Origin of the sequence: Methylobacterium thuringiense (genome assembly GCF_022179645.1) — a bacterium.
GTDB classification, from domain to species: domain Bacteria; phylum Pseudomonadota; class Alphaproteobacteria; order Rhizobiales; family Beijerinckiaceae; genus Methylobacterium; species Methylobacterium thuringiense.
On sequence record NZ_BPRA01000011.1, the window covers coordinates 60728 to 74381 of the forward strand.

Annotated in this window: 16 protein-coding genes; 10 read left to right on the top strand and 6 right to left on the bottom strand. The window is 69.5% G+C overall.

Going from position 1 to position 13654, the window contains the following annotated elements:
- Nucleotides 1-42: 42 nt before the first annotated feature.
- Nucleotides 43-1518: a L,D-transpeptidase family protein gene (locus MFF07_RS13165; protein WP_238232166.1), complete on the bottom strand. Its 1476-nt coding sequence runs from the start codon at nt 1516-1518 to the stop codon at nt 43-45.
- A 266-nt stretch (nt 1519-1784) separates the two neighbouring features.
- Nucleotides 1785-2744: an acetyl-CoA carboxylase carboxyltransferase subunit alpha gene (locus tag MFF07_RS13170; protein WP_147820346.1), complete on the bottom strand. Its 960-nt coding sequence runs from the start codon at nt 2742-2744 to the stop codon at nt 1785-1787.
- 160 nt (nt 2745-2904) lie between these two features.
- On the opposite strand from MFF07_RS13170, the gene MFF07_RS13175 reads away from it, so the two are divergent.
- Entirely contained in the window at nt 2905-3690 is a 786-nt protein-coding gene (locus tag MFF07_RS13175) for a 3-hydroxybutyrate dehydrogenase (protein ID WP_147820348.1), read from the top strand.
- 6 nt (nt 3691-3696) lie between these two features.
- Here the strand turns inward: MFF07_RS13175 and MFF07_RS13180 are convergent, their stop codons facing one another.
- On the bottom strand, nt 3697-4581 hold the full coding sequence (locus MFF07_RS13180) for a fumarylacetoacetate hydrolase family protein (protein ID WP_147820350.1): 885 nt from the start codon (nt 4579-4581) through the stop codon (nt 3697-3699).
- Between the two features lie 396 nt (nt 4582-4977).
- Here MFF07_RS13180 and MFF07_RS13185 point away from each other — a divergent pair, with 396 nt between their 5' ends.
- The 3 genes from MFF07_RS13185 (at nt 4978) to MFF07_RS13195 (ending at nt 7283) form a co-directional block, all read left to right on the top strand.
- Nucleotides 4978-6264 (top strand): OmpP1/FadL family transporter, encoded by a 1287-nt coding sequence (locus MFF07_RS13185; RefSeq protein ID WP_147820352.1) that lies wholly within the window; start codon nt 4978-4980, stop codon nt 6262-6264.
- A gap of 123 nt (nt 6265-6387) precedes the next feature.
- On the top strand, nt 6388-6855 hold the full coding sequence (locus MFF07_RS13190; RefSeq protein ID WP_238232168.1) for a MarR family winged helix-turn-helix transcriptional regulator: 468 nt from the start codon (nt 6388-6390) through the stop codon (nt 6853-6855).
- Nucleotides 6852-7283, top strand: coding sequence for an anthrone oxygenase family protein (locus tag MFF07_RS13195; RefSeq protein ID WP_147820356.1), 432 nt, complete (start codon nt 6852-6854; stop codon nt 7281-7283). The genes MFF07_RS13190 and MFF07_RS13195 overlap by 4 nt, the downstream gene beginning before the upstream one ends.
- 3 nt (nt 7284-7286) lie before the next feature.
- Here the strand turns inward: MFF07_RS13195 and MFF07_RS13200 are convergent, their stop codons facing one another.
- Nucleotides 7287-7694 (bottom strand): DoxX family protein, encoded by a 408-nt coding sequence (locus tag MFF07_RS13200; RefSeq protein WP_147820357.1) that lies wholly within the window; start codon nt 7692-7694, stop codon nt 7287-7289.
- A 119-nt stretch (nt 7695-7813) separates the two neighbouring features.
- On the opposite strand from MFF07_RS13200, the gene MFF07_RS13205 reads away from it, so the two are divergent.
- Nucleotides 7814-8902 carry an NAD(P)H-dependent flavin oxidoreductase gene (locus MFF07_RS13205; RefSeq protein ID WP_147820359.1) on the top strand — a complete coding sequence of 363 codons (1089 nt, stop codon included), beginning with the start codon at nt 7814-7816 and terminating at the stop codon, nt 8900-8902.
- On the opposite strand, the gene fliP is transcribed toward MFF07_RS13205, so the two are convergent.
- Nucleotides 8890-9633: a flagellar type III secretion system pore protein FliP gene (fliP, locus tag MFF07_RS13210; RefSeq protein ID WP_147820361.1), complete on the bottom strand. Its 744-nt coding sequence runs from the start codon at nt 9631-9633 to the stop codon at nt 8890-8892. The two genes, MFF07_RS13205 and fliP, sit on opposite strands and share 13 nt — an antisense overlap.
- A gap of 70 nt (nt 9634-9703) precedes the next feature.
- Nucleotides 9704-10900: a hypothetical protein gene (locus MFF07_RS13215; protein WP_238232170.1), complete on the bottom strand. Its 1197-nt coding sequence runs from the start codon at nt 10898-10900 to the stop codon at nt 9704-9706.
- A 279-nt stretch (nt 10901-11179) separates the two neighbouring features.
- Here MFF07_RS13215 and flgB point away from each other — a divergent pair, with 279 nt between their 5' ends.
- From flgB to fliR, 5 genes are all read left to right on the top strand, one after another.
- Nucleotides 11180-11602, top strand: a complete 423-nt coding sequence (gene flgB, locus MFF07_RS13220) for a flagellar basal body rod protein FlgB (RefSeq protein ID WP_147815269.1) — start codon at nt 11180-11182, stop codon at nt 11600-11602.
- Between the two features lie 21 nt (nt 11603-11623).
- Complete coding sequence (gene flgC, locus MFF07_RS13225; protein ID WP_147815267.1) at nt 11624-12034, top strand: flagellar basal body rod protein FlgC; 411 nt, start codon at nt 11624-11626, stop codon at nt 12032-12034.
- 5 nt (nt 12035-12039) lie between these two features.
- Nucleotides 12040-12354 carry a flagellar hook-basal body complex protein FliE gene (gene fliE / locus MFF07_RS13230; protein ID WP_147815265.1) on the top strand — a complete coding sequence of 105 codons (315 nt, stop codon included), beginning with the start codon at nt 12040-12042 and terminating at the stop codon, nt 12352-12354.
- A 242-nt stretch (nt 12355-12596) separates the two neighbouring features.
- On the top strand, nt 12597-12863 hold the full coding sequence (fliQ, locus tag MFF07_RS13235) for a flagellar biosynthesis protein FliQ (protein WP_147080603.1): 267 nt from the start codon (nt 12597-12599) through the stop codon (nt 12861-12863).
- 24 nt (nt 12864-12887) lie between these two features.
- Nucleotides 12888-13652 carry a flagellar biosynthetic protein FliR gene (gene fliR / locus MFF07_RS13240; RefSeq protein WP_147815263.1) on the top strand — a complete coding sequence of 255 codons (765 nt, stop codon included), beginning with the start codon at nt 12888-12890 and terminating at the stop codon, nt 13650-13652.
- The last annotated feature ends 2 nt before the right edge of the window (nt 13653-13654 follow it).

The window sequence follows — 13654 nt, forward strand, 5'->3', positions numbered from 1 at the left end:
TGCTTCGCTGCGCTCGCAATGACGGGGAGGGTTGGTCCAGCCTCAGTGCTTGCTGTCTTTCGGCTCGCTCGCGGCGTGGTGCTTCAGCGGCTCGATCTTCTTCTTTGCCGTCGTCGCGGAGGTCTCGGTGACGTCCCTGGCCTGGGCCACGTGGCGGGCCGCGACGCGGGCCGAGGGTTTGGCGGGGACGGGCTTGGATGCGGATCCCGCCACCGGCGCCGGCTCGACGGCCGGTGCCGCGGGGGGCGCCGCCGGCTTGTTGAACAGGTTGCCGAGCGCCTTCTGGTAGGCGGCGGGGTCGCCGTCGGCGTCGGCGACCGTGATCCGGGCGGCCTTCGGCTCCGCGGCCGGCTCCTGGGCCGCCAGCATCGTCGGGCCCTTGGCGGGCTCGGTCTTGCCCTTGCCCTTCTTCGCGAGCGCGGCGGCGGCGGCCTTGGTCGGGCCGGGGGCGTCGGGCGTCGCCGCGGCGACGAGGACCGGCCGGCCCTTGGCGTCGACCTCGATCTCCTGCGGACCGCTGGCGAGGCTTTCGGGCCGGCTCACGTCGCCGAGGTTGTGGCGCGCGTAATCCTTCGGCGAATAGGCGAGTTCCTTCTCCTTCTCGGCCTCCGTGAGGGCGGCGAAGCCGCTCTGCTGCGGGGGCTGGCGGAAGACCGGGTTGCCGTAGCCGTCCTCGTAGACGACGCGTGTGGCCTTCTCGCCCTTGGCGACGAGTTCGGCGATTTGCCGGTTGTCGTGGTCGCGCTTCTCGGCGACCAGCGGGTCGATCCGCGGCGTGCACGAACCGGCGGCGACGTCGGTGCCGCCGAAGGCGTATTTCGTGCCGCAGGCCGCCACCCGCGGCTCCTCCTTCAGGGCCTCAAAATAGTCCGAGCCCTCCTTGAGGTTCTTCCAGAACGGCGCGTTCGGGTCGTTGCGGAACTTGGCCATGTTCGTGGCCGTCATCCGGAACGGATAGGATTGGAATTGAAAGCCGCGCTGGCCGCCCTGGAAGGCGTCGCGGGCGATGGCGTAGACCTCGGACATCGAGGCGTCGGTCATGGCGAAGCAGCCGGCCGACGAGCAGGTGCCGTGCACCATGATGTAGTTGCCGGTGGAGCCCTTGGCCCGGTCGATCGCGTTCGGATAGCCGACGTCGAACGAGAGGTAATACGAGGAATTCGGGTTCATCTGACCCGGCGTGATCGTGTAGAAACCCTCCGGCGCCTGACGGTCGCCCTGCTTGGTCTTGGGACCGAGCTGGCCCGACCAGCGGCAGATCGGGAAGGTCTTGAGGAGTGCGTATTGTCCGCTGGACGTCCGCTTCCAGACCTCCATCTCCGCTTCCTTCTTGTAGGCGCGGATCAGGATCGGGTCGGTCTGGCCCATGCCCTTGGTCTGCATGAGCGCCACGGTCTGGGCCGGGACCGGGGTAAGGCTGCGGGTCGAGACTCCGCCGAGCATGCCGCTGTCCTGGCAGGCTCCAAGGGACAGCGCCAGGGCGACGAGACCGGCCGCCGCGAAGGGACGCACAGACATGGGGGACCCCGTGTGACCGCGCCGGCAAGCCTCGCGGCGCCGACGACATTCCCCAACCCAATAGCCCCGTTAGACTTACCCGGATCTTACCTCAAGGAGACGAGGCGGCCGGACGCCGAAAGGTCCACCGGTGTGGTGACAGCGCACCACTGATGCCGCATTCGGGCGAAAGCGGGGCCGTTACAGAGTTCGGGAGTGTTCGCGCGCCGCCTGTGTACAAATCGCGAGTCGTGAGACTCCTGAAGAACTTGGGTCGGGATGGCGGCTCAGAGCTTCCGGCCGATCTCCATGAATTTCTGGGCGCGGCGGTCGCGGATCTCGTCGGGACCAAGGCCGTCGAAGGCGGCCAGCGCGCCGGCGATGGCCTCGCCGGTGTCGGCGATGGCCGCGTCCTTGTCGCGATGCGCGCCGCCGGTCGTCTCGGGGATGATCCCGTCGATGATGCCGAGGCGCAGCAGGTCCTGCGCGGTGATCTTCATGGCGGTGGCGGCGTCGTGCGCCCGGCCCTGGTCGCGCCACAGGATCGAGGCGGCGCCCTCCGGCGAGATCACGCCGTAGATCGCGTGCTCCAGCATCAGCACGCGGTTGGCGGTGGCGAGCGCGATGGCGCCGCCCGAGCCGCCCTCGCCGATCACTACGGCGACGTTCGGCACGCCGAGGGCGAGGCAGGCCTGGGTCGAGCGGGCGATGGCCTCGGCCTGGCCGCGCTCCTCCGCCTCGATGCCCGGAAACGCCCCGGCCGTGTCCACGAAGGCGAGGACGGCGAGGCCGAAGCGGTCGGCGGTCTCCATCAGGCGCACCGCCTTGCGGTAGCCCTCGGGCCGGGCCATGCCGAAGTTGTGGCGCAGGCGCGCCTCGGTGGTCGCCCCCTTCTCCTGGCCGAGCACCAGCACCGGCCGGCCCCGGAAGCGCCCGAACCCGCCGACGATGGCCTCGTCCTCGCCGAAGGTGCGGTCGCCGGCGAGCGGCGTGAACTCGTCGATGAGGCCCGCGCAGTAATCGACGAAGTGGGGGCGCTGCGGGTGGCGGGCGACCTGCGTCTTCTGCCAGGGCGTCAGGCTGGCGTAGATGTCGGAGAGCGCGGCGGCGGCCTTCGCCTCCAGCCGGCCGATATCCTCGCTGATCGAGACCGCGCCGTCGCGTGCCCCGAGCGCCCGCAATTCCTCGAGCTTCGCCTCCAGCTCGGCGACCGGCTTCTCGAAATCCAGGTAGGAGCGCGTCGCCATCGTGCAGGGGGCTCACTTCGCCGTGGTGTGGATGAGAGGGTGCCGGACGGGCTGGACCGTCGGCGGCGGCGGAACCTGACGAAGCGCTCCTGCCCTGTCAACGCTGCCGTCGGATCGCTACAAGGCGCGTCGAGTCCAGCATTCTTCAGGCAGCGCTTCCATGATCCTCACATCCAAGGCCGCCGTCGTGACCGGTTCGACCGGCGGCATCGGCCTCGCCGTCGCCCGGGGGCTCGCCAAAGAGGGCGCGGACGTCGTCCTCAACGGCTTCGGCAAGCCGGAGGAGATCGAGAAGGCCCGCGCCGGCATCGCGGCGGAATTCGGCGTCCGCGCGATCTATTCCGGCGCCGACATGTCGAAGCCCGCCGAGATCGCGGAGATGATGGCGATGGCGGAGAAGGAGCTCGGGCGCATCGACGTGCTGGTGAACAATGCCGGCATCCAGTTCGTGGCGCCCGTGGAGGATTTTCCCGTCGAGAAGTGGGACGCGATCCTCGCCATCAACCTGTCCTCGGCCTTCCACACCATCCGCGCGGCGGTGCCGGGCATGAAGGCGCGCGGCTACGGCCGCATCGTCAACATCGCGAGCGCGCACTCCATCGTCGCCTCGCCCTACAAGTCGGCCTATGTCGCGGCCAAGCACGGGCTGCTCGGCATGACGAAGAGCGTGGCGCTGGAAGTCGCGGGACAGGGCATCACCGCCAACTGTATCTCGCCGGGCTACGTCTGGACGCCGCTGGTCGAGAGCCAGATCCCCGACACCATGAAGGCCCGCGGCCTGACCAAGGAGCAGGTCATCGAGGACGTGCTCCTGAAGGCCCAGCCCACCAAGGAGTTCGTCACCGTCGAGCAGGTCGCCGCGATCGTCACCTTCCTGTGCTCGGACGCTGCGAAGCAGATGACGGGCGCGAACCTGTCGGTGGATGGGGGCTGGACGGCGCAGTAGCGCCGGTCAGTTCGTCGGCTCGCCCGCCGCCACCTTCGCCGTCCAGTCGTCGAAGGCGATGACGGTCTGGCGCTGCTCGCCGAGGCCGTCGATGCGCAGCACCATCTGGTCGTCGGCCTTGAGGAAGCGCGGCGGCTTCATGCCGAGGCCGACGCCGGGGGGCGTGCCGGTGGTGATGACGTCGCCGGGCTCCAGCATCATGAAGTGCGAGACGTAGGCGACGAGCTGCGCGACGTCGAAGATCATCGTCGCGGTCGAGCCCGTCTGCTGCCGCTTGCCGTTGAGGTCGAGGCTCAGCGAGAGCTTTTTCAGGTCCGGGATCTCGTCGAGGGTGACGAGCCAGGGGCCGAGGGGGCCGAAGGTCGGGCAGCCCTTGCCCTTGGTCCAGGTGCCGCCGCGCTCGTACTGGAATTCGCGCTCGGACAGGTCGTTCATGATGCAGGCGCCGGCGACGTAGTCGAGCGCCTCGTTGGCGTGGACGTAGGAGGCGCGCGCGCCGATCACCACGGCGAGTTCGACCTCCCAGTCGGTCTTGGCCGAGCCCTTGGGCAGGATCACCGGATCGTTCGCGCCGCCGAGGCAGGACGGGGCCTTGTTGAACAGGATCGGTTCGGAGGGGATCGCCGCGCCGGTCTCGGCGGCGTGGTCGGCGTAGTTCAGACCGATCGCCACGACGTTGCGGGTGCCGCCGACGCAGGGGCCGAGCCGGGTGCCGGGCGGCAGCAGGGGCAGCGTCTCCGGATCGATCATCGCCAGGCGGTCGAGGCCCTGACGCGAGAGGGCCGCTCCGGCAATGTCGCGCACCGAGCCCGAGAGGTCGCGCAGGCCGCCCTTGGCGTCCACGAGCCCCGGCTTCTCGTCGCCGGCCGCACCGTGACGGATCAGCTTCATCGTATCGTCCCTTGCCCCCGAGAATCGCCGCGACCATGGCCGGGCCGCCGGAGCGGTGCAAGCGTGGCCGAACCCGTCCCGGCGGCGTCGTCGGCGTTGCCTGTAGGCAACGGACCCGCATCAAAGTGACGAAAGCCCGGCGGGGCGGGCCGCAATCTGCATGATATCGTATGCGCGTTATACGTGAACCAAGTTTGGAGCGAGCGCATCGAGCCGGGCCGGCCAAGCACATCCGATGATTTCGTTTGGTTAACGGAGAATTAATACTTGTCGAGGCTATCCTGGCCTTGGGATTGATAAGCTTTGCACAAGCCGGCAGCGTTGCCGGCAAGGTGCCAGCCCGGCCGGGGGACGGCGGGGATACGAGCACCGTCGGATCGGCTTGGGGACGTAGTCATGATCGGCAGGATTGGTGCGCTCGCCCTGGCGAGCGTCTCGGCTTTGGCCTTCGCCACCGGCGCGCAGGCCGGCGCCTTCGGGCTCCACGAGCAGAGCGCCGAGGCCCAGGGCCTCTCCTACGCGGGCGCCGCCTCCGGCTCCGGCGGCGTCTCCTCGATGTTCTGGAACCCGGCCGTGATCACGATGCGCCCGGGCTGGGTCACCGAGCAGAACCTCACCTATATCGGCCTGCATGCCGACATCCGGCCGACGGCCGGCACCAATCCCGGCTTCCTGCCGCTGGGCGGGAGCGGCGACATCGGCCAGGGCGCGATCGTGCCGGCCGGCGCGACCTCCTATCAGCTCAGCGACAAGATCTGGATCGGCCTGCAGACGGGTGCGCCGTTCGGCCTGATCACCAATCCGAACAAGGTCTGGGCGGGCGAAGTCTACGGCCGCTCGTCGCGGATCTTCTCGCTCGCCTTCAATCCGGTCGTTGCCTACAAGGTCAACGATTGGCTCTCGATCGCCGCCGGCCCGAACATCCAATACTTCAAGCTGACGCTTCGTCAGGCCCTGCCGATCACCCTCTCCCCGACGACCTTCCCGAGCGGCTTCCTGAAGGGCGACGCCTGGGGCGTCGGCTACACCGCCGGAGCGACGATCACCCCCTGGGACGGTACGGTGCTCGGCATCGGCTATCGCTCCTCGATGCATCACGACCTCGAGGGGTCGGCCTTCGGTGTCGGGCAGGTCAAGGCCAACCTCAACACCCCCGAAAAACTCAGTGTCGGCCTGACCCAGGCGATCAATCCGGTCACCCGGATCAACCTCGGCTTCGAGTGGGACAACTGGTCGAGGATCGGCAACGTCGCCATCGTCTCGACGGCCTTGGGTCTGCCGGTGAGCAACTTGCCGCTCAACTTCAAGGACGGTTACGCCTATTCGATCGGCGCCGAGTACGATTGGTCGCCGTCGCTCACGGTCCGCGGCGGCTTCTCCTACGAGGAGGTGCCGATCGACGACCAGAACCGCTCGGTGCGACTGCCCGACAACGATCGCTACACCGTCTCGATCGGCGCCGGCTATCGCTGGAGCGAGAAGCTGACCCTGAACGCGGCCTATTCCCACGTCTTCCTCGACAAGAGTAACATCTTCGCTGGGGCCGGCCGGAACTACGACGTCGGCAACATCGCCTTCGCCGGCGTGGTCGACGCCAGCGCCGACATCGTTTCGGTGGGCTTCCGCTACGTCTTCGGCGCCCCCGCCGCACCGCTGCCGGCCCCGATCGTCCGCAAGTTCTGAGAGCGGATCGCCCTCCAAGGGACAGGACGTCGACCGACACTCCCTCCGGCCCCGAGATCCGCTCTCGGGACCGTTTCTCCCGCGTCGATTGACAACATACTGTCGAATCGACAACAAGATGCCATGCCGCACGGCGACGCCATCACGGAGCTGATCCTGGAGAGCTTCCGGCTGAACGGCTGCCTGCTCGCCGCCGGCGACGCGCTGCTGCAGGATCTCGGACTCACCAGCGCCCGCTGGCAGGTGCTCGGCGCGGTGGCGCTGTCGCCCGCACCGGCGCCGGTCGCGCATCTGGCGCGGACCATGGGGCTGTCGCGGCAGAACGTGCAGCGCATCGCCAACGAGCTCGACGCCTCGGGCCTCGTGACGTTCGCGGCCAATCCGCATCACCAGCGGGCGAAGCTCGTCCTCATGAGCGAGCGCGGCCGCGCCGTGTACGCCAAGGCGGCGGCCCGGCAATCGCCCTGGGCGGCGGCCCTGGCGCGGGAGCTGCCGGACGATGCCATCGAAGAGGCGACGGGCGTGCTGCGCGCTCTGCGCCGCCGGCTCGAAAGCGGTCAGGCGACGCTGCGGAAGGAGAACCCGGCATGATCCTCGGTCACCTGGCGTTCTTCGCCGCCGCTTTGTTCACGGGGGCGGCGTTCTACATCAACGCGGTCGAGCAGCCGGCCCGGCTTGGGCTCGACGACCGCGCCCTGCTGAGCCAATGGAAGCCGTCCTATGCGCGGGCGACGGTGATGCAGGTCTCGCTGGTGCTCGCGAGCTTCGTGCTCGGCTTCGCGGCCTGGATCCGTACCGACCATGCGGGCTGGATCGTCGGGGCGCTGCTGATGCTGGCGAACCTTCCCGTCACCCTCCGGCTGATCCTGCCGGTGAACAAGCGCCTGATGGCGACCGACCCCGCCGGGGCGGGGCCGGAGAGCCGGGCGCTGATCCTGCGCTGGGGATCGCTCCACGCGATCCGTACGGCCTTGGGGTTTTTCGCGTCGATCGCCTACCTGAGCGCCGTGACGACGTGAGCGTCAGTAGCTGTCGGTGCCGCGGCGCATCTGGGCATCGACGCTGAGCGGGCCGGGGCCGGCGGCGGCGATGTAGAGGAAGACGAAGCAGAACAGGATCGCGGCATCGCCCCCGTTCAGCGCCGGGAAGAAGCTCTTGGGGGCATGGGCCAGGAAATAGGCGACGGCCATCTGGCCCGAGAGGATGAAGGCGACGGGCCGGCTGAACAGGCCGATCACGAGCAGCGCGCCGCCGACGAGTTCGAGGATGCCGGCGATCCAGGGCAGCGAGAACATCGCCGGGTTCATGCTGCTGGCCGGGAAGCCGAGGATCTTCTGGGTGCCGTGCGCCATGAAGAGCAGTGCGGCGACGATCCGCAGGATGCTCAGCATCCGCGGCGCCCACGATAGGGTGATGTTGTTGAAATTCATTCTAAATCGGCTTCCGGCGTGTGGGTTGAACACACGAGCGGACCTATGTCAGGTGCGGCGAAACTGCAATCGCACGGCGACTTGGCCCGCGACCCTCCAGATCGAGCGGAACTTCAGTCATGCACTGGCCCGACCGCCGCATCCTCGACCTTGCCGGGATCGAACATCCGATCGTCCTGGCCCCGATGGTCGGCGCCAAGGCGGCGCTCACGGCTTGCGTCACGGGTGCCGGCGCTCTCGGATCGCTGGCCTGCGCGGCATCGACGGCCGAGCAGGTCCGGGCGGCCGTGGCCGCGATCCGCGAGAGCGCCGACGGGCCGATCAACCTCAACTTCTTCTGCCACGCGCTGCCGGCGGACGATGCGCCCCGCGATGCCGGATGGCTCGCGCGGCTCGGTCCCTACTACCGCGAGTACGGCCTCGATCCGGCCGCCGCGACGCCCATGGCGAAGCGGGCGCCGTTCGACGCGGAGATGTGCGCCGTCGTCGAGGCGTTGCGGCCGAAGGTGGTGAGCTTCCATTTCGGCCTGCCGGACGCGGCGCTGCTCGACCGGGTGCGGGCCGCGGGCTGCCGCGTCTTCGCTTCGGCGACGACGGTGGCCGAGGCACGCTGGCTCGACGCGCGCGGCGTCGACGCGGTGATCGCGCAAGGCGCGGAAGCCGGCGGCCATCGCGGGATGTTTCTGCCGGGTGAGCTGGCCGCACAGCCCGGCCTGTTCGCCCTGCTGCCGCAGGTGGCCGACGCCGTGGGCGTGCCCGTCATCGCCGCCGGTGGGATCGCGGACGGGCGCGGCATCGCCGCCGCCTTCGCGTTGGGCGCCGCCGCCGTGCAGATCGGAACCGCCTACCTGCGCTGTCCGGAAGCCGGCATTTCCGAGGTCCATCGCGCGGCGCTCCGTGCGGCACGCGACACGGACACCGCGATCACCGACGTCTTCACCGGGCGCCCGGCGCGCGGCCTGTTCAACCGTGCGATGCGCGAGCTCGGGCCGCTTTGCGAAGACGCACCGGCCTTTCCGAAGGCGGCGGTCGCGCTCCAGCCGCTGCGGGCGGCGGCGGAAGCACGAGGGCAGGGCGACTTCTCGCCGCTCTGGGCCGGGCAGGCGGCGGCGCTGGCCCGTGATCTCGGCGCCGCCACGCTGACGCGCCTCCTCGCCGGGGAGGCGACGCAGCGGCTGGCAAAGATCGGCGGCCGCTACCCTCCGTAGCTCTGCACCAGCGAGCCCGCGACCAGCGTCCAGCCGTCGACCAATACGAAAAAGATCAGCTTGAACGGCAGGGCGACGGTGGCCGGCGGCACCATCATCATGCCCACCGCCATCAGGATCGAGGCGACGACGAGGTCGATGATCAGGAAGGGGATGAACAGGAGGAAGCCGATCTCGAAGGCGCGGCGCAGCTCCGAGATCATGAAGGCCGGGGTGACGATCTCGAGGCCCACCGCCTCGGGGCCGGAGGGCACCGGCACCTTCGCCATGTCGAGGAAGAGCTTGAGGTCCTTTTCGCGGACGTTCTTGAGCATGAAGGTCTTGAACGGGGCGGTGGTCCGCTCGAAGGCGACGGCCTGCGTGATCTGGTTGGCGAGCAGCGGCTCGATGCCGTTGCGGTAGGCCTCCTTGCCCACAGGCGCCATCACGAAGGCGGTGAGGAACAGGGCGAGGCTGGTGATCACGGCGTTGGGCGGTGCGGTCTGGGTGCCGAGCGCCGAGCGCAGGATCGAGAGCACCACCACGATCCGCGTGAACGAGGTCGCCATCACCAGCACGGAGGGCGCCAGCGCCAGCACCGTGACGAGGGCGACGAGCTGCAGCGCCCGCTCGGTGGTGCCGCCGGTGCCGAGATCGAGGTTCAGGCTCTGCGCATGCGCCGCACCGGCGCTCGCGCCGAGGAGGGCGAGGCCGAGAAGGACGGGGATCAGGGCTCGATTCGAGGGCTTCATCGCGCCGGCAACCTGCGTCGCGCCGGCCCTGGGCACAAGCGGCGCGCGGCCACGCCGGCCCGCCGTTCTCTCAGGTCTTGCGGTCGAGGGGCCGGCCGAGCAGCCGGGCGAACTCCGTCTCGATCTCCTCGACGGTGAACGGCGTGCCGCCGGGCGGCTGCGCGGGTTTTGCCTCGGGCGCAGGCGCAGGCGGAGGTTCCGGAACTGCGGGCGGGGCCGGGGGCTCGGCCATCGCCGCCGCGATCGGATCGGGCCGGGGCGCAGGCTCGGGCGCGGCAGGCTCCGGCGCGACAGGCTCGGGCGCGGCAGGCGGTGGAACCGCGTTGGCCCGTCCGATCAGGAAGGACGGGGTCGGCCGCGGGGAGGCCGTGGCGATCACCGGCTCGACGAAGACCGGGGGCGTCGCGGCCGGTTGCGGGGCAGGCGTCTGCGGCGGCGGGGCAGCCTGGCCGGGCGGCGGCGTCACTGCGGTGGATTGCCGGCGCAGCGCGGTCTCGAGCTGGCGGGTCATGTCCGACAAGGCCGCCGGATCGATCGGTCGAGGCTGGCCTGAGGACATCAGCGAGGGCGGCACGATCGATTGCGGCTCGGCCGCCGCGTCGGCCGGCGGCGGCACCGGCCGCCCGTGCTCGAAGGCGGCGTCCGGGCGCGGCTCGACCAGCGGCGGCGGCGTGCGGCGCAGGATGCGGCCGACTTGCGAGATGCCGATACGGGATTTCAGGGACGCGGCGACGGTCCTGTCCTCGGGGGCGGCCTCGGGCGAGAACAGGGCGGGATCGAGTGGCTGCGGCCGGCCGGCGGCCGGGCCGTCATGCCCGTTCCGGCTGGAAGTCGGCGGCGGCACCACCAGCGGCATCTCGAAGGACGAGGCGCCGAGGGCCGGGCGTTCCGTCTCCGCGTCCTCTTCCTCCGACGTGCCGGAGGCGGGATCGGGCCGCATCAGGTTCTCGCCGGGCAGCCGCGAGCCGGCGCCGCGGATCACGTTGCGTTCCACCACGACGTCGTTGGGGCCGCCGACGAGCAGCAGGTGCTCGACGTTATCCCGCCGCAGCAGGATGAGCTGGCGCTGCCGGTCTAGCTCGTAGATGTCGACGATGCCGAGCCGGGGCTGGCGCGCGCGGTTGGTGGCGCGCGCGGACAGGGACAATCCCCGCCCGGCGACGCGGCGAAACAGCAGCACGACGCCCATCAGCAGGACGAGGATGACGAGGAAGATCACGAGGAACTGCAAGTAGTAGGGTCCGTCCGAACTGAAGAACTCTGGCAAGACGGGACACTCTCGTTGTCCGGGCCAAGCCGGCCGGGCATGCGACGCCGCGCGAGAGTATCGCGTCCGGCCCCGCCGCGGGCAACAAAGGTAAAAACTTCGTTAACAGCTTCGCGCAGGGATCCGGCATCCCGGGCGGCCGCAAGTCCGAAGGCGGTCCATCCGCCCACGCTTTAACGCGACGTTAACCATGGAGGCGGCAGATTTTGCCGACCCGGAGCGGGCCGCTCGGCAATCCGTGCCGGGTAAGCCGCCGCGGCGGGGCGAGGATCGGCCGCGATGTCCTTCACCGACCTGCCCATCCTCGGCATGCTGCGCAACAAGATGCAGTGGCACCAGGCGCGCCAGGCGCTGCTTGCCGAGAACGTCGCCAACGCCGACATGCCGAACTTCAAGCCCCGCGACCTCGCCGAGATCGGCAGTTCCTCGGGGCCGGGCGGAATGACCGCACCGTCGGCCGCGATCGTCGGCGGCGACGGGCTCGCCCGCACCGACGTCAAGCATATCGGCCTCGCCACGGCCGACGGGCCGAACGCGACCCCCAAGCGCTTCAAGGGTTTCGAGATCCGCCCCGGCGGCAACGGCGTCAATCTCGAGGAAGAGATGATGAAGGCCGGCGAGAACCAGAGCGACTACCAGATGGTCGCCTCGCTCTACCAGAAGAGCCTCGACGCCCTGAAGATCGCCGTCGGCAAGCGCTGAGCCGGATAACAGGAGCTCGCCATGGATTTCCTCAAGACGCTCGGCATCGCCGCCTCGGGGCTCAAGGCCCAGTCCGGCCGGATGCGGATCATCGCGGAGAACATCGCCAACGCGGATTCCTCGGCCAAGACCCCTGGCGGCGAACCCTATCGCCGCAAGGTGCCGACCTTCACCAGCCGCTTCGACAACGAGCTCGGCGCCACCCTCGTCGAGACCGGCCGGGTCCGGCGCGACCAGACCGCTTTCCGCACCAAGTACGACCCCGGCAACCCGGCGGCGAACGCGAGGGGCGAGGTCTCGATGCCCAACGTCAACGGGCTGATCGAGAACATGGACATGCGCGAGGCCCAGCGCTCCTACGAGGCCAACCTGAACATGGTCACCGCCACCCGGCGGATGATCTCCAAGACCCTCGAAATCCTGAAGGCCTGACCGCCATGGCCACCTCCGCCTTCGCCGCCGGCGCCTACGCCGCCGCCCAGTCCATCGCCCGCCCGGGTTCAGCGCCGAAGCCGATGCAGGCGAGCGGGGCCGGCGGCGGCTTCGGCTCGCTGCTCACCCAGGCCCTCGATACGGTGGCGCAGACCGGCGCCAAGGCCGACGCGCAGACCCTCTCGGCCGCGACCGGCAAGGCCAACGTCATCGACGTCGTCACCGCGGTGGCCGAGAGCGAGACCGCCCTCCAGACCCTGGTGGCCGTGCGCGACCGCGTGATCTCGGCCTACGAGGAGATCATGCGGATGCCGATCTAGCGCGCGGTTTCTTCCCTTCCCCCACAGACCTCGGGCTTGCCCGAGATCTGCACTTCAAGTGCCCAAGTCGGGCAGGCCCGACTTGGGATTGGGGGAGGGTGGCCCTCGCGTCAGCGAGGGTCGGGAGAGGGGAGCGCCCTCTCCGGAACCGTCGCTCCCCTCTCCCGACCCGCTTCGCGGGCCACCCTCTCCCGCAGAGGGGAGAGGGAACAAGAAACCGCAGCGCAAAGTCCCAAAAATCAATGACCGGCCTCGCCATCCTCGACATCGCCCGCGACGGGATCGTCACCTTCCTCAAAGTGGCGGGGCCGCTGATGATCGTGGCGCTCATCGTCGGTCTCGCGGTCTCGCTGTTCCAGGCGCTGACGCAGATCCAGGAACAGACCCTGATCTACGTGCCGAAGATCGTCGCCGTGTTCGCCGCGCTGCTGTTCATGCTGCCGTTCATGGGCGACGCGCTCGCCTCCTACATGGGCCGCATCGCCGAACGCATCGCGTCCGGCGGGTGAGGCGGCCTTCTGCTATGAAGGGCCATGAACCTCCTCCTGCCCGGCATCGCGGCGGCGTTCCTGCTGACCTTCGGGCGCGTGGGCGTGATGATGATGCTCATGCCGGGCCTCGGCGAGCAGAACATCTCGGCGCGCCTGCGGCTGTCGCTGGCCCTGCTGGTGACGCTGGTGCTGTTTCCCACCGTCCGCCCGCTCCTGCCGGCTACGGGCGGCGCCATCGCGGGGCCGGCGCTGATGGGCGTGCTGTTCGGCGAGATCCTGATCGGTCTGGTGCTCGGGTTGACCGTGCGCATGGTGCTCGCCGCGCTGCAGACGGCGGGCGTGGTGATCTCGCAATCCCTCGGCCTGTCCTACGCCATGACCGTCGACCCGATGACGGCCTCGCAGCAGGTGACGCTCGGCAACTTCCTGTCCCTGCTCGGGGTCACGCTGATCCTGGCGACCGACCTGCACCATCTCGCGCTCGAGGCGATCGGCCGCAGCTACGTGCTTCTTCCACCGAACGACCTGCCGGCCTTCGGCGATGCGGCGCAGCTCGCGATCAAGGCGGTCGCGCGCGGCTTCACCCTCGCCATCCAGATCTCGGCGCCCTTCGTCGCCTTCGGGATCCTGTTCAATCTGGGGCTCGGCGTGCTCTCGCGGCTGATGCCGCAGCTTCAGGTCTTTTTCGTCGCGGTGCCGGCCTCGATCCTGCTCGGCATGCTGATCCTGCTCGCCTCCCTCGGCGTCGTGATGGGGGTCTTTCTGGACGATCTCGGCCGGTATCTCGGGGATCTCGTCGGGCGGTAGCG